The following is a 19033-nucleotide window of genomic DNA, read 5'->3' as shown; positions in this document are numbered from 1 at the left end:
CCGCCTGTTCGTGCAGTGCGTGGGTTCACATGCCACTCCCTCCGCTACCGCCGCCGCCGCCAGCTTGTCTGGACGCTTCGAGATTTCTGTCTAAACGGCTAGGTTGATTAGCCGCGTAACCGAAAGCTCCCGAATAGCCCTTCTTCGATCCCATTGTTTGGATCTCACGCAGCGGAGCGTAGCCGGAGACGCCCCGGTGGTGTTTCTTAGAGATCTTATACTGCAGACCAAGTACTTTCTCTGGCACATCCTGCGCAAGCGCGGCTGGTGCGGCGGCGATGAGAGCGGCGGCAGAAAGTGCGATGATCGTTGTCTTCACCTTTCGGTCCTCCCTCCTTGGAACAAAAGAGCCCGCGTAGCGGATTCAACGCCGTCGCGACGGCAAAGTCGAGCGTAGAAAAGTCTAACCGCAATCCACCTTTGAGCCCGGCTAATCGCGCGATGTTTGGGATATTGGCCGATGGCGCATATGGGTCAATCGCGTCGGGGGCGCGCTGGACGAGCCGCTTCCGCTCTGCCCCACAAATCGGACCACGCGTGGGCCGGTCTGGACTTCACCTACGGGCCAATTGCTGACATTCAAACTGAAATCAGTCCTACGGAATTCTCACGATTTTCGGCTGCGCGGCACTGCCGCTTTGGAATAGATCGTGATGCGGTCGAGCAAGGCCCCGGCTTTTATCAGATCCGAGCGCTCGCTGGCTGTGAGGCATGCATCCATGGCTTCGGTGAGCCAGCGCTCGCCACGGGCGCGGCTGTCATCGAGAAATCGCTGGCCGGCTGAACTAAGCCGGAGCCTAACCTTGCGCCGGTCCTTGGTGTCCGGCGTCCGCACGATCAGCTTGCGCGCTTCGAGGGAGCGCAGCGCTGCAGCAAGATTTGAAGAGCGCATGCCTTCGTCGGCCGCGAGCACCGAGGGTGTGGCCGATTCGCCGTGGCGGTCGATCGCACCCAGCACCAGCAACCGCGCCCAGGATCGATCGTCCGCGGTGGCTTCATGGCGCAGCCGGCGGGAAGCGTCCATCAGCTGCTTTCGCAATTGCGTGATGTCGCGGTTCCGGCGTTGAATTCTCATATTGCTACTATCAAATAGCTATTGACGGATAGCAATAGAGGCCATGAGCAATCTGTTGAATGCTTCCGTGCAGAAGGACTGCTGCGCTGGCCACCTCCGGGCAATCGTGACGATCGCAGCCACCTCATCATCCAAAATCAGTTGAGGAGATCACGATGACGTCCAAAACCTTGAGAAAGTTGATCGAGGAAAAGCCGTTTGTAACCTGTCCCGGTGTCTTCGACCTGGTCTCCGCTAAGCTCGCCGATCGCACCAAGGCCGACGCGCTTTACATGACAGGCTATGGGGTCGCGGCGTCTTACCTCGGACTGCCTGATGCCGGTCTAGCAACCTATTCACAGATGCTAAATCGCGTGCAAATTATCGCCCAAACCGTGCGGAAGCCGCTGATCGCCGATGGCGATACCGGTTACGGTGGTCTGCTGAATGTTCATCATACGGTCCGCGGCTACGAGAAGGCCGGAGCCGCAGCGATCCAGCTTGAAGATCAGCAGAGCCCCAAGAAATGCGGGCACACGCCGAACCGGCACGTGATCTCTGCCAAGGAGATGGTCAACAAGTTGACCGTCGCGAACGATGCGCGCTCGTCGAAAGATTTCCTAATCATCGCGCGCACGGACGCTCGCACGCAACTTGGTCTCGATGAAGCGATCCGCCGTGGCGAAGCCTATGCTAAAGCCGGGGCCGACATTATTTTCATCGAAAGCCCGGAATCGGAAGCGGAGATGCGAAAGATCGGATTGGCTTTGGACGTGCCGCTGGTCTCGAACCAACTACACGGGGGTCGGACCCCCATTCTCAGTCAGGATAAACTTAGGGAAATCGGCTACCGGATGGCTATTTATCCGACGGCGGGTCTGCTCGCTACCGCTTATGCTCTGAACAAAGTCTATAGTGCGCTGGCCGAAGACAAGCCGGTGCAGGAGCCGCTCTATGACTTCAACGTGTTTAGCTCGTTGATTGGTTTTCAGGAGGTGTGGGCTTTCGAGAAGAAATACGCCTCGCTGGAAGCGGATTGAGCCGCGGGACTTGACCGACACATCTGGAAGTCAGCCGGAAGTCTATGACCGCACGACGATCACGCTGCACTGGGCCACCGCAATTCTCGTTGGGATCCAGTTTCTGATCGGTAGGACAACCAACCTTTTGCAGCGTGGCCCGCTTCGGGTCGACATCTGGTCCGTGCATGTCCTGTTTGGTTTTGCGTTCACGTGCGTAGTGATCTTGGGACTGGTTTGGCGCACCACACGCGGCCGTAGATTGCCGCCGATTGACCGCGGCGTCCTCCACGTGGCGGCAGTGACAATGCACCGACTACTCGATCTACTGCTCGTGATCATGGTCGCACTGGGCATCACCGATGTTTTTGCGCATGGTTTCCCACTGTTCAACATTCTGCACTTTCCGAAATTCGGCAGTGACGAATTCATGCGTAGCGTCAATGCGTGGCACGGATTGATCGCAAATATCGTCGTCGCTGTGGCACTCCTTCATTCCGCGGCCGCGCTTTTCCACCGCTATGTGATCAAGGACGGGGTTTTGCGCAGGATGTGGCCAACCCTGACTGAGCGGTGAGCGGCGCTGTGCGAATGACAACCAAGCATCGAAGGTGAAAAGCGGTGAGCCCGATGACGGCGATTTGGCCGTCTCGGACCGCTACGCCGCGCGCCCGGGGCGGCGGGGCCGGACAAGGAGTGACTTTCAGTGCGGCAATGGGTCAATCGCGTCGGTTCGCCCCTCAGTTGTTGGCTTCCGGTCTGTCCCCGGCTCCGGACATGCCGTTGCGCTGCGCCAACTGACGCTATGTGCCAGCAGCCTTCGCGGGCCATTTGGTGTAAACGGATACCCAAAGGGCGCAGGTCGTCTGTCCGTTTGGAACGGGTAATTGGCCAGCGGTAGAGCCAACAGCATGGTGGACTATGTTGAAGCACTGGCTCATTGACCTCATTGGTCACGTTTCCGGTCTCAGCGATGCACAGCTTAGGCAAATTGAGAGATCGTTGCCGGCGAGCAAGGCGCTGATCGATCTTCTCAATAGGGCACAGCCGATCATCGAACAGGCGCACAAGCTGTACACAGAAGCTGAGCCGCTGATCGATGAGGCAATGAAAGAGTGGCAGACTGTCGGCCCTGCGGCGCAAATTTTGATCGATGTTATCGGGCATCATGTCAACAAGGGTAGTTCGCCGGCAGAGGCCGCTGAGGCAGTCCGCACTGCGCTTAACGGCTCAATCAAGAGCGTCGCCCAGGATCATTGGATCGATCAGCAAATGAGCTGCGTAACTGTGTTTGGGGGAACTGGCTTTGTCGGCCGTCGCGTCGTGCGCTATTTGTGCGAGTCCGGCGCCACGGTGCGCGTCGCCTCGCGGCATCCTAGGGGGGGTGAGGGCGACGACGTCAAACAGATCGCCGCCGACGCACACGACGAGCGCTCCGTAGAGGCCGCCGTTGCGGGCGCCGATGGCGTGGTCAACGCCATTAGCCTGTACGTCGAGCACGGAAGCGATACGTTCCATTCGGCGCACGTCGAAGCGGCCGCTAGGATCGCAAGCGTAGCGCGGCGGGTCGGGGCCAAACGGCTAGTTCACCTATCAGGAATCGGCGCCGACGCGGCCTCGCCTTCGCCCTATATTCGCAGTCGCGGCGAAGGCGAGGCGGCCGTGCAGGCCGCATTTCCTGGTGCGGTTATCATACGCCCCGCGGTGATGTTTGCATCGGACGACGGCTTTCTCACGACAATTCTCAGGCTGCTTCGGGTCCTGCCGGCTTATCCGATATTCGGCGACGGCAGGACGAGGCTTCAACCGGCGTACGCGGATGATGTTGCTGCGGCGATTACACAAGTTCTGCGGCAGAGCAAAAAGCCGTATCCGGTCTACGAACTGGCCGGCCCACGCGTCTATTCATACGAGGAGTTGTTGCGGACCATTGCTCGTACCGCAGGTTTGCGGCCAGTGCTCATGCGGATGCCGTTTGCCATGTGGGATGCACTGGCCAGCGTCGCTGAAATCTTGCCGCACCCGCCTCTCACCCGCAATCAGGTCGAGCTTATGCAGATCGACACCACAGCCTCGGACAATTTGCCGGGGTTCCGTATGCTCGGCATTTCGCCGCGATCGCTCGAAGAAGAACTCGAAGCGATACTTAAGCAAAGCAAATGAGGAACCTCAGCAAAATTGCGGCCGGACAGCGAGGAGGAAATGGTGCCGACCGACATCAGATGCGACGGGGCAATGTACCGATGTTCGGCTATGGGTCAAAATGCGAAGGACTCAGAGTGAGCAAAGTCAGTCCGCTCCACCCCACCAAGCGGACCTCAATGAAAGTTGTCGCCACTTCGCTGATGGGCCAGAACCCGACATCCTGGTCGGTGCGGTGCCTTCGGTTCAGCTCTCGCGGGCAATCTATCAGCTACCGCGAAAGCGAGTAGGATGTTAAGGTTTGATCTTAATCACCGATCAACTTAAGAGGGAGGGCACTCATGGTTCAGCAGAGCGCAATTTCTCGTCGTCGATTTGTCCAAACGACTGCCGCGAGTTCATTGGCACTCGCGGGGATGGGCCATCGTAGCCCGGTTTGGGCTCAGTCGACAAAGCCAAACATCATCTTCATCCTGGCGGATGACCTCGGCTACGCGGATTTGAGCTGCTACGGTCAGCGGGACTATACGACACCGAACATAGACCGGCTGGCTGCCGAGGGGTTGAAATTCACGCAGGCGTACTCCAATTCGCCTGACTGCTCTGCGACGCGCACGGCGTTGATCACGGGGCGCTATCAGGCTCGGCTGCCGGTTGGGCTCGAAGAGCCGCTTATTTCTTTAGGTCCCAAAGGGATTGGCTTGGCGCCAAGTCACCCCACCTTGCCGTCGCTGCTGAAGACTGTGGGGTATGGCACGACGCTAGTCGGAAAGTGGCATCTTGGTGATCTGCCGGATTTCAGTCCGTTGAAGAGCGGCTATGACCAGTTTTTCGGGATACTCGGCTGCTGCGCCGACTATTTCAATCATGGAGCGGAGGCTTCCCGGACGTATGTCTTACCGTTCCCCGGACTTGCGCATCAACTTTACGAGCAGGAGGTACCGGTTGAGCGTCACGGTTACATGACAAACTTGCTCGGCGATCGAGCGGTGCAAACTATTGAAGGCTACGCCAAGTCAAAAGAGCCGTTTCTGCTGAGTCTGCATTTCACCGCGCCACATTGGCCATGGGAAGGGCCGGATGACGAGGCAGAGTCGAAGAGGATCAGCAACATTTTTGACCGCGACGGCGGCTCGCAGAAAACTTATGCGGCGATGGTGCAAAGCCTGGACGCCAATATCGGTCGCGTGCTGCAAGCGCTCGATGCTAGCGGTCTCGCCAGCAACACCGTTGTCATTCTCACCAGCGACAATGGCGGCGAACGATTCTCTAACGTATGGCCGTTTACCGGCATGAAGCATGAGCTGCTCGAAGGTGGTATTCGCATTCCCGCGATTGTGCGCTGGCCTGGACGGATCGCGCCTGGGGCGGTGTCCGACCAGGTCATGATCACGATGGACTGGATGCCGACCTTGCTGGCTGCCGCCGGCACATCGCCGGACGCGGCGTATCCATCCGATGGTGAGGACCTCGGACAAGTTTTGAGGGGCAGCGCGGGGCCACATCCACGGAAGTTGTGCTGGCGCTATAAGGCGGGATCGCAGCGTGCCATCCGCGACGGCGATCGGAAATATCTACGGATAGCGGGAAACGAATTTCTCTTCGATGTGGTGAGAGACCCGCGCGAGCGGGCCAATCTCAAGGACCGGGAGAAAGACGTATTCGAACGGTTGAAAAGTGACTGGGAGGCCTGGGACGCTACGATGCTGCCAGAGCGGTCGCGGCCGGCGCCTTTTACCCACACTGGCAACTTCGTTGCCGACCACTATGGAGTCGCTAGAGCGTTTCACATTTTGACTGAAGCATAACCGGCGTTGGCGAAGTAGTTGGCGCATTCGCGAGGCTGGATGTCGTGGACGAGGTGACCGATGTGGCGCCAAGTGTCCTCGATGGTGCGCTTCTGAGCTTGCCGCATCCAGTGTTTGATCTTGGAGAAGGCCTGTTCGATCGGGTTGAGGTCGGGCGAGTATGGCGGCAGGTACCAGAGCCTGGCGCCAGCAGCCTGGATCATCTGCCTGACAGCTTTCGACTTGTGGCTTCCGAGATTGTCGAGAATGACGATGTCGCCTTCGCGCAGGGTTGGCAGGAGAAGGTGCTTCACATAAGCGCGGAAGCATTCGCCGTTGATCGGGCCGTCGAAGACGCAGGGTGCCGTGAGTTGGTCATGACGGAGCGCGCCGAGGAATGTGAGGGTACGCCAGTGACCGTGTGGGGCGAAGCCGCGCAGGCGTGCCCCTTTGGGGCCCCAGCCCCGCAAAGGGGCCATGTTGGTCTTGATCCAGGTCTCATCGATGAAGACGAGCCGGCCCGGATCAAGTCCGGCCTGCCAGGATCGCCAACGCTGGCGCCTACGAGAGACGTCGGCGCGAGCCTGTTCGAGGGCGAACAGTGTTTTTTTTGAACCGCAGCCCTTCCCGACGCAGGAACAGCCAGACCGCGTTGTGTGAGACCTTGACCCCACGGGTTGCCAGTTCCGCCTTCAGACCATGCAGCGTCAGGTGCGGCGTCTGAGTGATCCGCTCGACGATGAAGGCGCGGTGCGGATCAAGCACAGGCTTGCGGTGACCGCCCATCTTGCCAGGCACAACCGAGCCGGTCGCCCGCTGCCGCTGTGACCACTTCACAACCGACGAGACCGCAACACCAAACCGTTCCGCCACAGACCGGCAGCTCTCGCCCGCCAAAACCGACGCCACCACACGCTCGCGAAGATCCAGGGAAAGAGGTCGGGTCATGCGATGCTGGCCTCCAATCCAGTCAGCATCTTGAATCACAATCCGCCAAAAACCGGAATCCCCTCCGATTCAATTAAGCAATGAAAGGCTCTAACCCGACGCCAGCGCCCCCATCGACAAGTGCCCCCACGAAGTGATCAATGATGGAAGGTTTGAGTGCGCGGCCATTATCCGTCGCGGCGCTTCCGCACGATGGTTGGTCTCGTCCTGGAAAATCGAAGTCCGCTATGGGCCAAAATGCGAAGAACTCAGAGTGAGCAAAGTCAGTCCGCTCCACCCCACCAAGCGGACCTAAATGAAAGGTGTCGCCACTTCGCTGATGGGCCACTAGGAGACATCGGCGGATGTTCGCTTCACGTCTTCACGGTGACGAACCCTTCGCTCCACGCATCCTTGTCGACTTCCATCTCGCTAACTTGGGAACAGTCAGGATAGTCGCGAAAGCCCTCAAATTGAAGCTTGCGCATTTTTGCTGCTTCCGCTTCGGCAGCGCTGCTGTAGACCCCGACGAGTTTATCTTCGGTATCATTCTCATCTAGACCGTCTTCGCGCGGATAGCTGTGCCAGAGCAGAAAGACCGTACGCATTTTGGTGTGCCCTTCTTGTAGAGGCCGACGAAGTCAGCTTATGCTTCCATTCGATCCAACAGAATGACCAGCTTGAAATGACCAACCTTGGCGTGCCTGTCGAGAGCTTTATCATAGAGCGCTTAAACGCGGGCGGCTGGCAAGAAGCCAGGAGATCGCCTATTCACCAGCCGCAGAGGGCCAGACCCTAGCCTAACGACACGGCAGTATGCGCGCCTGCTATCGAACTGGCTGGCAGGCATAGGATTGGACCCTCACCTGTTCGGAACGCATTCACTTCGTCGAACAAAGGCCACGCTCATCTATCGTCGCACCGGCAATTTGCGAGCAGTCCAGCTCCTGCCAGGGCATACAAAAATCGAGAGCACGGTCCGCTATCTCGGAATAGAAGTCGATGACGCACTTGCAATAGCAGAACAAGTGGACGTCTGAAATGACTGGGCAGAGCGCACATGCTCTGCCCCTTTGTTATAAGCGCCTTTGGGCCATTTGTGGATCTTCGTAGTTGAGAAAGCGAGGAAAACGAATAATCGACGGCCCAGCGCGAGTCCGCCTTCTCGTCCCTTTTGACCGCCATATGCGATCGGACTCAAGGCTGATGCCCCAACCTCACAATCATCTTCGGGTGACGTTCACTCAAGGCCTTCAGTTGGATCAAACTCTTTCGTTCGCTTTCCCGTTCGAACGTGAAGCTTCCGGGCTCGACACCATGCTCCCAACCCCAGCGCGTGTGGCAAGCGTCGCCGGTAAAGAGCACCGGCCCTGTCGGTGTGCGGGCGAGATAGGAGAGATGGCCGGCCGTATGCCCCGGGGTCAGGATGGCAAACAATGAGGCATCGCCAAAGACATCGATCACTCCTTCCAGTTTCCCATCCGGGTCTTTCGTGAACTGAAGCTCCTGGATTGCGGGCCTGCCATCAAAGAAGCGATTCTCCATCCCCTGAACGACAACGTTCTCGAACTTCTCCTCCCCAGCCTCGCCGGGACCTGTGTAAAACGGAACATCTTTTGGAACGTCTGGCATTCCGGAGATATGATCGAAATGGAGATGGGTCATGAATACGCCTTTGAGCGGAACGCCTTCCGATTTGATGGCCGACAAAGCATCTTCTCTGACCTGAAGTTTGTCCATTTTTGCAAATTTTCTCAGCACCCACGGGACACCGACGCTCTCGGGATCCTCGGCAAACTGCTTTGAAACACCCGTATCGATCATGAAAAATCCCTGCGTGGGGTGCCGCACGAGATGCGTATAGATCTGGATAGGCTCCTCGTGATCCACGAGCCCCGCCTGAACAGCTTTCGGATCGTTCAGATTGATCAGTCCCGATAGATCAGCTTTCCAATCCGAGCTCGCGACCGTCCTGACCGCGATCGGTCCCGGTTTATCGATCAAGGCCTCCATGGCCGACGAACTGGTCGGCTTGCCAAGGCTGGCTGTCACAGTTTGATGGGTTGTCTGCGACCAGCCGGAAAAGGTGATGGAAGCAGCAACAGAAAGCGCGATGATGATGAATGCAGCAACAGCAAGAAGTCGTGATCGACGGAGCATGATCGGTTTTCCTCATTTTCTGATCCCGCTTTTGCCTTTGACGGCGAGAATAGCAATCGTCTAAATGCCTATATCTCCATACATAAATGAATGGCACTTGGACAAAGCTGAGGAACGAACGTGAACCTCCAATGGGATGATCTCCGGATTTTTCTCGCCGTTGCTGATGCCGGCAGCCTCAGCGGCGCCGCGCGACGCCTCAAGGTGAGCCAGCCCACTTTGAGCCGGCGGATTGCAGAGATGGAGTACGGGCTGGGCGAGGCGCTCTTCGTCCGGAAGAACCAAGGCATCTCCCTGACCAAGACCGGAAAGAGACTGCTTCCCGCCGCCCAAGGCATGGCGCAATGGGCGTCGGAAGCCAATCGCTCACTCGATGCGAAGGACTCGCCCGTGAGCGGTCGCGTGCGCATCACGGCGGCACCATCGTTTGCCTTCGATTTTTTGGCCCCGATCTCGGAAAAGCTCAAGAAGAAGCATCCACAGATCACCCTCGAGGTTTTGGCCAGCACCGAACGCTTGAATCTCTCGCGCGGCGAGGCGGACATCGCGCTCAGGCGATATCCGTCCGACGATTCTGATCTGATCACAGTCGATGAAGTTGTCGTTCCGATCGGCGTCTACGCGAGCAGGGACTACGCACGGAGACTACCCGCGAAGTACGATTTCCGGGACCTCGACTGGATCGCGTGGGCGGGAGAACGCGAGATGTTGAGCCCAAATCCGGAGCTCGCGGCCAGGATCCCCGACTTTCGCCCCGCTTTCACATCCGACGACTACAGTGTGCAGGTCGCGGCCTGCCATTCCGGTGTCGGCGCGATGATCCTTCTGAAGACCTCCCATCGGCTCAAGCGACCGGGCGAGCTCGTGGAGCTCAAGCTCGAACTTCCAACTTCGCTCCGCGCAGAACTCACAATCATCTGCCACAAGCGCATGGCGGATCTCCCCAAGGTCAGAACCGTCCTGGACCTGCTCAGGCAAGAGTTTGCGGAACTGAGGAAGAACCAGGTCACGAAAAATTCTCGAATCCAGTCCGCCGCAATCCCAAAGCAGGCCAAGGATAAAAAGGAAGGCTCGCCCAAACGTTCCGGACGGGAGAAAGGAGCGACGAAGCCTCCGCCAGCCTGACCGCAAACTGTCCGGTCTGGGTCATGAGCAGCCGATGGTGGGCAATCCTGGCGACGTCCTATCTACACCCAACAACAGACGCGCCGGCGGCCGCCGAGGACTTCGGCTCAGGGCCAATAGGCGACATAGCAAGGCTTGGCTTGGTAAAAAAGGCTGTCGGATGAGGCGGCCTTAGCAACCTTGTTCCGGCAGGGAGCACAAAGTCGCCCAAGAGAGCAGCCCCCCACCGGGCCAGCCCATGGTGTCACCACGCGGGGATAAATGACATGCGAGCGGGGATGCGCTGGCGGACGATCGAGCACGGTGCCTCAGTGCCGTGGCATCTCGGTAGCCCTCGCCATGGTGCGGCCAGCACAAGGCCGGCAGCGCGGCCGGCACGCCCTTGGCCGCAAGAGAGACACAACGCCACGGGCGCGTCGTACCTAAATTGTCTCGAATTTGATCTGCCGCAAATGCTGACACTGGACCAAAGACTACATTGAGACCGGTTTATGGAGCGCTGCCATGATCATAGAGCGCTTATCCCAAGAGCATCGCAACATTGAGAAGCTGCTGGCCATCCTCGAGCGGGAACTCGAGGTATTCGACCGCGGAGACCGTGCTGACTACGAGGTCATCCACGCGGTGATCAGTTATTTCGAAGTCTACCCAGAAATTTATCATCATCCCCAGGAAGACTTGGTCTTTGCCAAGTTGAAGGCGCGAGATCCAGCTGCTGCTGCGAAGGTCGGCGATCTAACTCGCGAACACCAGAAAGGGGCCCAACTTTTACGCCGCGTCGCTCAGGCGGTCGACAGCGTTCTCGCGGATCGTGAGATTCTGCGCGAAGATGTGGATCTCATCGTTCGCGATTTTATCGCGCACGAGCGCCGTCACATGATGATGGAAGATCGCGATTTCTTTCCCGCGGCACTTAAGGTTCTCAAGCCTCAAGATTGGACTGAGATCGCTTCAGCCGCAACGAGTCACAATGACCCGCTGTTCAGCGATACTGCCGAGGAGCGGTTTGACGCGCTGCGCGCACATATTCTGCTGCTTGAGCAGGAGGCTGACACGGAGCGTAAGTAATCGCCATGTTGTGGCGCAGTGCATGTGTACCGAGCGACGCTGAGGTCAGGCGCGCAAGGGAGAGTTAGAATTGGGCTGCGCCTTTGCTCCCGCGCTCACATACGCTTGCGGCCCGAGGCAGGAGGCTCCGATGCCGGTCGACACCGACGATCTCGAATCGGCCATGCGCTATGCATTGCTGACAACGCGCGCTACAGTTATCTGTCCTTTCCATCCAGAGGTGATGATCCGCGTCGGAGACGACGCCGCCGAAACCCATGCTTATTGCCGCGCCAGAAGCATCATCAAGAGTGATGGCACGCGCTGGGAGCGTGAAGATCTCATGGAGGAGATTGTGCGCCAACTCACGGATGCGGCCGACGGCGTGTGTCCTCGATGTGCGCAGCTGGTGGCCTCCCATAACTGACGGGCCGCGCCATCAGCACACCGCATCCAGCGTCATTGATCAGACTAGCAGGCTCGCGAAGAATCGTTCGGTAATTCTCTCAGTTACTGACGGCTCTTTCTCGTCAGACGTGACGACGGTGACAAATTCTTTTTTGCAGTTCCAGCAGCGCCAAAGATTCTGGACTTCGAGCGCATTGACGCGTTCATGCCACTCGAGGTGGACTGCCCCGGAACCACACCGCGGGCATTTTTCGTGAGGTGGCATTGAGGCCGACGCCATTTAGAACCTCCGTCGTTTCCGCGTGCAGAATGCGCTCCCTGGCGGTCTCGAAAATGATCTACATCAACAATTTGCTCTTTTGGCGGATGAGCAGCGCGGATTCCCGGGCGTTCGCTGCGGGGGCGAATTTCGTACTCAACTCGTTCCCGATGTCGCAGAAGGGTCAAACAGCGAAATGGCCGGAGTACGCGCGCAAGTCCGCTTCACATCTCTAAGCGAACGTCGCATCTGAGCGGACGCCTGAAGCTCCGTCCTCACTTCGACGGCAGCGCCGCGCCGTCCGCATTGTCCCGCACATGAATGACCGCGATGTCATCCGCATAGATTCGCTTCCAGCCCTTGAGCTGGTCGAGGATTTGCGGGCCCGGTGCATCGGCGACCAGGAGCGTCGCGTCGATCTTGTACTGGTCGAGCAGGCGCGGCAGCAGCTCGGGCTTCTTGCCTTCCGTCGCCTTGAAGAAGTCCATGACGAATTTTTCGCCATAGAGCTCGGCGCGGCCGTCGACGTAAACAGGGATGTCGCGCGAGATCAGATAGCCGCCGAACTGATAGGCGTTGAAGATGCGCTGCGCCCCGAGTTTTTCGAGCAGGTCGACGGCCGCAACGGGCGTCTGCGTCATCGTGAACGTGAAGCGATGGTGTCCCATGTAGAGCGAGGTCGAGGTCCAGCTCGCGGCCACGATCATGAGCGCGCCGAGCGCGGTGACATAGCGGGCCGGCCAGCGGTCGGCGCCGGCAGGGTCCGCTGGCGGACGCGGGAACATCTCGCCGAGCGGCTTTGCCAGCACCAGCGGCACCAGGAAGGCGAAGGCCTCGATATTCCTGACATGGGTCAGCGCGCTCCAGGTCAGGAACAGGATCAGGAAGATCCGCGGCGCCGACAGCACGAGGCCGCGATAATAGCCGAGCGCGATCAGGCCGAGCAGTGCGCCTTCGAATCCGGTGAAGGTGGCAAAGTTCGCCGGCATCCATTCGAAGATCAGTGACAGCAATTCGCCGAGGCTGAGGATGTTGGTCGCGCCCATCAGCGTCCGCCAGCCGTAAGGCGTGCAGCAGGCAGCGATCAGCGCGCCGACGCCGAACAGCACCCAGCGCATGAACAGCTTCAGCCGCTGTCCCTTCTCGGCATGCTCGACCGCTTCGAGCGAGATCGGGCCGATCAGCGCGAGGCCCAGCACGAAGCCGCCATGCAAATTCGCCCAGAGCGCCATCAGTGGCAGCCAGGTCCAGGATGGCGCGCTTCTGCGGTCGGCAGCCGCCATCAGCAGGCCGACCCACGCCACCATGACGGGCAGCGCCAGGATATGCGGACGCGCCAGCACGTGATGCAGTGCCAGCAGCAGCGCCAGCATAGCGAACAGCACCGCGCGCGGCGCCTCGATCTGCGCGTCGAGCAGATAGACGAAGACCGCAGCGGTGAGCGCCATCCCGGTCGCGGTGAGGATCACGGGTCCAGCCCAGCCCCATTGCGCGTAGGAGAAGGCGAACAGCACCTGCGACAGCCACGACGTCGAGATCCAGGATTCCCCTGGGCGCGTGAAGGAATAGAAGTCGGTGTAGGGCAGGGCGCCGTGATCGAGGATCCATTGCCCGATCTTGATCTGCCAGAACGAGTCGGAGTCCTGAAGCAGCGTGTCGCCGACGAAGAGGAAGAACAGATAGGTGCCGGCACCGACGGAGAGCGGCAGCAGTGCGCGCGCGCGGCTCTGCACCGCAATGCTGTTGGCAAAGGAAAGGGACATGCCGCCTCGTCGTCCTGTTTGTTCTTGTCGGCCGCAGCATGATCCGGAAAGTGTGTAGCGGTTTTCCGAGAAGATCATGCTCAAACAATAACCTGAAGCGCGATGAACGATTCATCTCGTCGTGCTTCAGGCCGAGCGGGCGGTATTGGACCATGCGCGGTCATAACTTCGGGTAAATCGCGCCCCGCGGCATTGCCGCGGATCGCTACGAATTAACGGATTGTTTTCAATTCTCCTTTACCAACGTCGAATACGTGCAATCCGCTCCGTGTTTCCGCAGTCGAATTAACTGCGGCGCAATTCTTTGCCTCTAGGTTCGGTTCCATGGTTGGGCGGCGCTGGGAAGCCGAAGACCAAACCATTTGTAAGCCTCGTGTACTCTTTGGGAGCAGTCTATGAAGAACCTCGTTTCGCGTTTCGTGAAGGACGAATCCGGCGCCACCGCCATTGAATACGGCCTGATCGCTGCCGGCATCGCGCTGGCGATCATCACCGTCGTCAACAACCTTGGCAGCTCGCTGAACACCAAGTTCGGCTCGATCTCGTCCAGCCTCAAGTAAGACCGGACGATCTGAGAGTTTCGAGAGCCCCGTCCCGGACGGGGCTCTTTTCTTTTGTGGGGTGGAGCGAGCCGGAGGCTGCTCGGCCTGCATGGTTCGCCCGGCGATGCAGAGCATCGTCCGGAGATGCCCGCTTTGGCGGGCTCCTCACCATGAGGGTCTGATATCTTGCCGCGAAACGCGACCTCATCCTGGGGGCCCGCCGTAGGCGGGCGTCTCGAAGGATGGGCCCGCAGGCAAGCTTCCCGGCGCGTTCTTCTTCAAAGCCCTCCAGCCGGAGTCACCGGGCATGGCGCTCCCGTCCGTCCGGCGTGACGCTGTACGCATTTGCATCTTGTCATTCACTTTGAATAGTTGTTCAGTCCTTGCGGGACGATTTGCATCTATTGCAGGGAACGACGCGTTCGGCCGCGCGGGGCGTGCGGCTGACGTGTGGGACAGGAAGCGCGCCATGGTTTATCGGCGAACGCATCAAGTGGTGAAGCGCCTTGCGGCCAGGCGCAGTGCAATCCTTGCTGCGGCGCGGGAAGCTGCGGCGGAAGGCGGGATGGCGGCGGTGCAGATCGCACCGGTTGCGGTCCGGGCCAGTGTCGCGGCCGGAACGGTTTACCGCTACTTCCCGTCCAAGTCCGAGCTGATCTCCGAATTGATTGCCGAGGTGTCGCGCGACGAGCTCGCGGCGATCCGCCGGGCGGCCGATGCCGCGCCCGGCCCATCCTCGGCGCTGGCGGCGGCCGTCACCACCGTGGCGGTCCATACGCTGTCGCAGCGCAGGCTGGCCTGGGGCATCCTGGCCGAGCCGGTCGACGTCGATGTCAGCGCGTCCCGCCTGGCCAGCCGCCGCGAGATCGCCGGTGAGATCGCCGCGCGGATCGACGCCGCCGTGCGTGCCGGCCATTTGCCGGCTCAGGATACCGCGCTCGCCGCCACCGCACTGTTAGGGGCGCTGCATGAGGCTCTGGTCGGGCCGCTGGCGCCCGACAATCTCGACGATCCCGCCAGGATGCGCGACGCGGTGCAGACCGTGACGCTGCTGGCCCTGCGCGCCGTGGGCGTGATGGACGCCCGTGCCCGCGGTCTGGTGGTGCAGCAGACGTTGCTGCCGGCGGCGAAAGCGCTGGTCGGGGCTTAAAAAGCCGGGCGCGACCGGGGCGGAGACCTGATTCCGCTCAGGTCTTTGCCTGAGCGCGACTTTTCACGAAACCCGAGCACCTTCGCCGGCAACGCCGGCTACTGTGCATGGGGTTGTTTTCGACATTCTTGTTTTGGCCCGCATCTGCGGCCTACAAATTCGCGTCGCCCTCGGGGCCGACCGAGGCGATGCGGACCATGTTGGTGGTGCCGGGGATGCCGAGCGGCACGCCGGCGACGATGATCACGCGCTGGCCGGCGCGGACAAAACCGTCGCGGAAGGCGATCTGGCCGGCGCGGCTCACCATGTCGTCCTGGTCGCGGGCGTCGTCCGCCACCACGCAATGCACGCCCCAGACGACGGCGAGCCGGCGCCCGGCGGCCATGTTCGGGGTGATCGCCACGATCGGCGGCTTCGGCCGCTCGCGGGCCACGCGCACGGCGGTCGAGCCCGAGCTGGTCCAGCAGATCAGCGCCGGCAGGTCGAGCGTCTCGGCGATCTGCCGCGCGGCGTCTGCGATGGCGTCGCCGGCGGTTGATTCCGGCGCGGGGCGCTGGGCGGCGACCACGGAGCGATAGGTCGGGTCGCGCTCGACCTCCTCGCCGATGCGGTTCATGGTCGAGACCGCCTCGACCGGGAATTTGCCGGCCGCCGATTCCGCCGACAGCATGATGGCGTCGGCGCCCTCATAGACGGCGGTGGCGACGTCGGAGACCTCGGCGCGGGTCGGCACCGGCGACTGGATCATCGATTCCAGCATCTGGGTTGCGATCACCACCGGCTTGCCGGCGCGGCGCGCCATGCGCGTCATCTGCTTCTGCAGGCTCGGCACGCGTTCCAGCGGCAGCTCGACGCCGAGGTCGCCGCGCGCCACCATCAGCGCGTCGGAGGCGTCGATGATGTCGGCGAGGCGGTCGATCGCCTGCGGCTTCTCGATCTTGGCCATCACCGCGGCGCGGCCGCGGATCATCTTCTTGGCCTCGATCACGTCGTCGGCGCGCTGCACGAAGGACAGCGCGATCCAGTCGACGCCGGTCACCAGCGCGGCCTCGAGGTCGGCACGGTCCTTCGGCGTCATCGCCGAGACCGGCAGGTCGGTGTCGGGCAGGCTGACGCCCTTGCGGTCGGACATCCGGCCGCCGACCACGACACGCGTCACCGCGTGCTCTTTTGAGGTCTCCTCCGCGATCAGGCGCACCTTGCCGTCGTCCAGCAGCAGCGAATGGCCGGGCCTGAGCGCAGCCAGGATCTCCGGATGCGGGAGATTGACGCGCGTGGCATCGCCCGGCGCCTTGTCGGAATCGAGCGTGAAGATCTGGCCGTTCTGGAGCTGGACCGCGCCTTCCGCGAAGGCGCCGAGCCTGAGCTTCGGCCCCTGGAGATCGACCAGGATGCCGATCGGCCGGCCATAACTGCTCTCGACGTTGCGGATCGTCGCGACCAGCTCCCGCATCTTGTCATGCGGGGTGTGGCTCATGTTGATGCGGAACAGATCGGCGCCGGCCTCGAACAGGCGGCGGATCATCGCGAGGTCCGAAGAGGCAGGTCCCAGGGTCGCGAGAATCTTGATACGGCGAAGACGCCTCATGGCTTATTTCCAGACGGTGGCGAGGGAGCTGGCGGAAGGCCAGGCGCGGCGGGGGGCGTACCACCGGGCGGACTATTGGGCAAACCCGGAACGCCACCACCCGGGCCGACCGGGCCCGGCAGGCCGGGCACGCGCTGCTGCTGTGACGGCTGCTCGTTGGCGTCGGTGAGCTGAACCGTCCAAGCCCGCTGCTCGCCGGTATCGACCTCGAAATAGCCGGTCCGGTCGTAGCCGCGCGCGAGGCAATCCTCGGTGCCGCGGATGGTGAATTCCTTGTCGCGCGAGCACATGAAGGCCTGGCCCGACCATTCGCCGCCGCGGTCATAGTCGATCGCGTAGATGTAATAGTAGCGAGCGACCAGCGTTCCCCGCAGCAGGGTCTCGCAGGAGCGGGACGAGATGTTCCACCAGCCCTCGGTGGTCCAGCCCTCGGCGTCCTTGTAGCCGAGCGCAATGCCGACCCGGCTCGAGGTGTTGTTGCAAAGCCGGAAGTCGGCGGAGGCCGGGCTGGCCCAGAGGCACAGCAGGCCAACCACCAGCACCGGGACCAACCGGGCGAGCAGGCGAAGGGGGGCGCGGGGAGATTCGGCGATCATTGTCGCGGAACGTATACCAGATGATTGACGATTTGGCGTAGGGCCGGGGAAGCGGCCTTCGGCTTGGCTCTGGCGCCCTTTGCGCCGTGATATGGCAAAATCTGTGACAGGCCCCTACCTGATCCCGTAAGGGTGACCCCCATCGGGGGCAGAACCAATTCAGGCCGAAGGGATCCAGCCATGGCAATCGACGACAAAACCAGAACGGAGCTCGAGGCGGCCGCTTTTCGGCGCCTGGTCGATCATCTGAAGACACGGACCGACGTCCAGAACATCGATCTGATGAATCTGGCCGGCTTCTGCCGCAACTGCCTGTCGAACTGGCTCAAGGACGCCGCCGACGCACAGGGCGTGAGCTTGAGCAAGGACGAGAGCCGCGAGGCCGTCTACGGCATGCCCTACGAGACCTGGAAGTCGAAATACCAGGGCACGGCCACGCCCGAGCAGGTCGAGGCGATGAAGAAGGTTCACCCCGGGCACTGAACGGCCTCGCCGGTGGTCCGGCGGTGAGTCGCACCACACAACAGCTTTCTTCGCTCCGCCGCAGGAAGGTGTGGGCGCGCTGTGGACGAGCGCGATGCTGCCTTGAACGCGAGAGCGGCGAACCCTAAGGGTCAACCAGCACGCGCGGTGAGGATGCCGGCGTCACCTCGTTTTGCCAGTTCCATTGGGAGTACCAAGATGGCCACCTCCGCCGCCGTCCGCGACGACGAGCCCGCGACGAAATTTGCCAAGGACCAGCTCAAATCCATCATCGAGCGCATCGAGCGGCTGGAGGAAGAGAAGAAGGCGATCTCCGACGACATCCGCGACGTCTATGCCGAAAGCAAGGGCAATGGCTACGACGTCAAGGCGCTGCGCACCATCGTGCGCATGCGCAAGCAGGACCCGAACGAGCGCGCCGAGGCCGAGACGATCCTCGAGACCTATATGCAGGCGCTGGGAATGCTCTGAGGCGATTACTCTCGTCCTGGCGAAAGCCAGGACGAGCAAGAGTCGAGCCTGGGTCTCGAATTGGGAGAGACGTCGTGACGCCGCCGCTGCCGCGCGAGGTCGACCGTGCCTTCCGCGCCCTTCCGGCGCCGATCGGCAAGCGGCTACTCCAGGTGCGTGCGCTGATCTTCGCGACCGCTGCGGCACATGAAGAGGTTGGCAAGCTCACCGAGACCCTGAAATGGGGCGAGCCGGCTTACCTGACCGATGAGACCGGCAGCGGCAGCACGATCCGGCTCGGCCGCCTCAAGGACTCCGAGCACGCCGCCATTTTGTTCAACTGCAAGACGACGCTGGTCGATACGTTCCGCGAGCGCTTTCCCGATGCGTTCGAATATCGGCAGACCAGGGCTTTGCTGTTGCCCCTATCCGGCGCGCTGCCGAAGCAGGAGCTCACCGTCTGCCTCTCGCTGGCGTTGACGTATCATCTGGATCGGCGGGTCAGGAAAGCGAGATAGAAGCTGCAGGCTTCG

General features: G+C 60.9%; 20 protein-coding genes and 1 pseudogene. 13 read left to right on the top strand and 8 right to left on the bottom strand.

The window, feature by feature from the left end:
• Positions 1–25: 25 nt before the first annotated feature.
• Entirely contained in the window at positions 26–319 is a 294-nt protein-coding gene (locus ACKWRH_RS40505; protein ID WP_445218106.1) for a hypothetical protein, read from the bottom strand.
• A gap of 288 nt (positions 320–607) precedes the next feature.
• A complete protein-coding gene (locus ACKWRH_RS40500; RefSeq protein WP_445218105.1) occupies positions 608–1024 on the bottom strand; it encodes a MarR family winged helix-turn-helix transcriptional regulator in 417 nt (138 codons plus the stop codon).
• Between the two features lie 206 nt (positions 1025–1230).
• Between ACKWRH_RS40500 and ACKWRH_RS40495 the strand changes: the two genes are divergently transcribed.
• The 4 genes from ACKWRH_RS40495 to ACKWRH_RS40480 all read left to right on the top strand — a co-directional run bounded on the left by ACKWRH_RS40495 (position 1231) and on the right by ACKWRH_RS40480 (position 6023).
• Positions 1231–2094, top strand: coding sequence for an isocitrate lyase/PEP mutase family protein (locus ACKWRH_RS40495; RefSeq protein WP_445218104.1), 864 nt, complete (start codon positions 1231–1233; stop codon positions 2092–2094).
• Positions 2095–2104: 10 nt separating this feature from the next.
• Entirely contained in the window at positions 2105–2650 is a 546-nt protein-coding gene (locus ACKWRH_RS40490) for a cytochrome b (RefSeq protein ID WP_445218103.1), read from the top strand.
• Between the two features lie 344 nt (positions 2651–2994).
• Complete coding sequence (locus ACKWRH_RS40485) at positions 2995–4236, top strand: complex I NDUFA9 subunit family protein (RefSeq protein WP_445218102.1); 1242 nt, start codon at positions 2995–2997, stop codon at positions 4234–4236.
• Positions 4237–4556: 320 nt separating this feature from the next.
• Complete coding sequence (locus tag ACKWRH_RS40480) at positions 4557–6023, top strand: sulfatase family protein (RefSeq protein ID WP_445218101.1); 1467 nt, start codon at positions 4557–4559, stop codon at positions 6021–6023.
• On the opposite strand, the gene ACKWRH_RS40475 is transcribed toward ACKWRH_RS40480, so the two are convergent.
• A protein-coding gene (locus ACKWRH_RS40475; protein WP_445215585.1) for an IS630 family transposase occupies positions 6002–6950 on the bottom strand; the annotation gives its coding sequence in 2 pieces (ribosomal slippage) (positions 6002–6613 and positions 6615–6950; 948 coding nt in all). The two genes, ACKWRH_RS40480 and ACKWRH_RS40475, sit on opposite strands and share 22 nt — an antisense overlap.
• A 353-nt stretch (positions 6951–7303) precedes the next feature.
• Entirely contained in the window at positions 7304–7537 is a 234-nt protein-coding gene (locus ACKWRH_RS40470) for a DUF7336 domain-containing protein (protein ID WP_445218100.1), read from the bottom strand.
• Between the two features lie 129 nt (positions 7538–7666).
• Between ACKWRH_RS40470 and ACKWRH_RS40465 the strand changes: the two are divergent.
• Positions 7667–7969, top strand: a pseudogene (locus ACKWRH_RS40465) (tyrosine-type recombinase/integrase); the annotation flags it as partial.
• A 157-nt stretch (positions 7970–8126) separates the two neighbouring features.
• On the opposite strand, the gene ACKWRH_RS40460 reads toward ACKWRH_RS40465, so the two are convergent.
• A complete protein-coding gene (locus ACKWRH_RS40460) occupies positions 8127–9089 on the bottom strand; it encodes an MBL fold metallo-hydrolase (protein WP_445218099.1) in 963 nt (320 codons plus the stop codon).
• A gap of 120 nt (positions 9090–9209) precedes the next feature.
• Here ACKWRH_RS40460 and ACKWRH_RS40455 point away from each other — a divergent pair, with 120 nt between their 5' ends.
• The 3 genes from ACKWRH_RS40455 (at position 9210) to ACKWRH_RS40445 (ending at position 11688) form a co-directional block, all read left to right on the top strand.
• Positions 9210–10214: a LysR family transcriptional regulator gene (locus tag ACKWRH_RS40455; protein ID WP_445218098.1), complete on the top strand. Its 1005-nt coding sequence runs from the start codon at positions 9210–9212 to the stop codon at positions 10212–10214.
• A gap of 504 nt (positions 10215–10718) precedes the next feature.
• Entirely contained in the window at positions 10719–11282 is a 564-nt protein-coding gene (locus tag ACKWRH_RS40450) for a hemerythrin domain-containing protein (RefSeq protein ID WP_445218097.1), read from the top strand.
• A 130-nt stretch (positions 11283–11412) separates the two neighbouring features.
• A complete protein-coding gene (locus tag ACKWRH_RS40445) occupies positions 11413–11688 on the top strand; it encodes a hypothetical protein (RefSeq protein WP_445218096.1) in 276 nt (91 codons plus the stop codon).
• Positions 11689–12203: 515 nt separating this feature from the next.
• On the opposite strand, the gene ACKWRH_RS40440 is transcribed toward ACKWRH_RS40445, so the two are convergent.
• Positions 12204–13691 (bottom strand): hypothetical protein, encoded by a 1488-nt coding sequence (locus tag ACKWRH_RS40440; RefSeq protein WP_445218095.1) that lies wholly within the window; start codon positions 13689–13691, stop codon positions 12204–12206.
• A 395-nt stretch (positions 13692–14086) separates the two neighbouring features.
• On the opposite strand from ACKWRH_RS40440, the gene ACKWRH_RS40435 reads away from it, so the two are divergent.
• A complete protein-coding gene (locus ACKWRH_RS40435) occupies positions 14087–14251 on the top strand; it encodes a Flp family type IVb pilin (RefSeq protein ID WP_014492421.1) in 165 nt (54 codons plus the stop codon).
• 451 nt (positions 14252–14702) lie between these two features.
• On the top strand, positions 14703–15383 hold the full coding sequence (locus ACKWRH_RS40430) for a TetR/AcrR family transcriptional regulator (RefSeq protein WP_028161058.1): 681 nt from the start codon (positions 14703–14705) through the stop codon (positions 15381–15383).
• Positions 15384–15534: 151 nt separating this feature from the next.
• On the opposite strand, the gene pyk is transcribed toward ACKWRH_RS40430, so the two are convergent.
• Together pyk and ACKWRH_RS40420 are read right to left on the bottom strand one after the other, a co-directional pair.
• Entirely contained in the window at positions 15535–16971 is a 1437-nt protein-coding gene (gene pyk, locus ACKWRH_RS40425) for a pyruvate kinase (RefSeq protein WP_445218094.1), read from the bottom strand.
• Entirely contained in the window at positions 16968–17567 is a 600-nt protein-coding gene (locus ACKWRH_RS40420) for a DUF1036 domain-containing protein (RefSeq protein WP_014492424.1), read from the bottom strand. Before ACKWRH_RS40420 ends, pyk begins: the two co-directional genes overlap by 4 nt.
• A 180-nt stretch (positions 17568–17747) precedes the next feature.
• Between ACKWRH_RS40420 and ACKWRH_RS40415 the strand changes: the two genes are divergently transcribed.
• The 3 genes from ACKWRH_RS40415 (at position 17748) to ACKWRH_RS40405 (ending at position 19018) form a co-directional block, all read left to right on the top strand.
• Positions 17748–18050, top strand: coding sequence for a DUF1244 domain-containing protein (locus ACKWRH_RS40415; RefSeq protein ID WP_028154102.1), 303 nt, complete (start codon positions 17748–17750; stop codon positions 18048–18050).
• Between the two features lie 198 nt (positions 18051–18248).
• Positions 18249–18521 (top strand): DUF2312 domain-containing protein, encoded by a 273-nt coding sequence (locus tag ACKWRH_RS40410; protein WP_014492426.1) that lies wholly within the window; start codon positions 18249–18251, stop codon positions 18519–18521.
• A 74-nt stretch (positions 18522–18595) separates the two neighbouring features.
• Positions 18596–19018, top strand: a complete 423-nt coding sequence (locus tag ACKWRH_RS40405; RefSeq protein ID WP_445218093.1) for a DUF1801 domain-containing protein — start codon at positions 18596–18598, stop codon at positions 19016–19018.
• The last annotated feature ends 15 nt before the right edge of the window (positions 19019–19033 follow it).

It is taken from the genome of Bradyrhizobium sp. Pa8, assembly GCF_052588265.1.
This window is presented reverse-complemented; position numbering and strand designations above follow the sequence as displayed.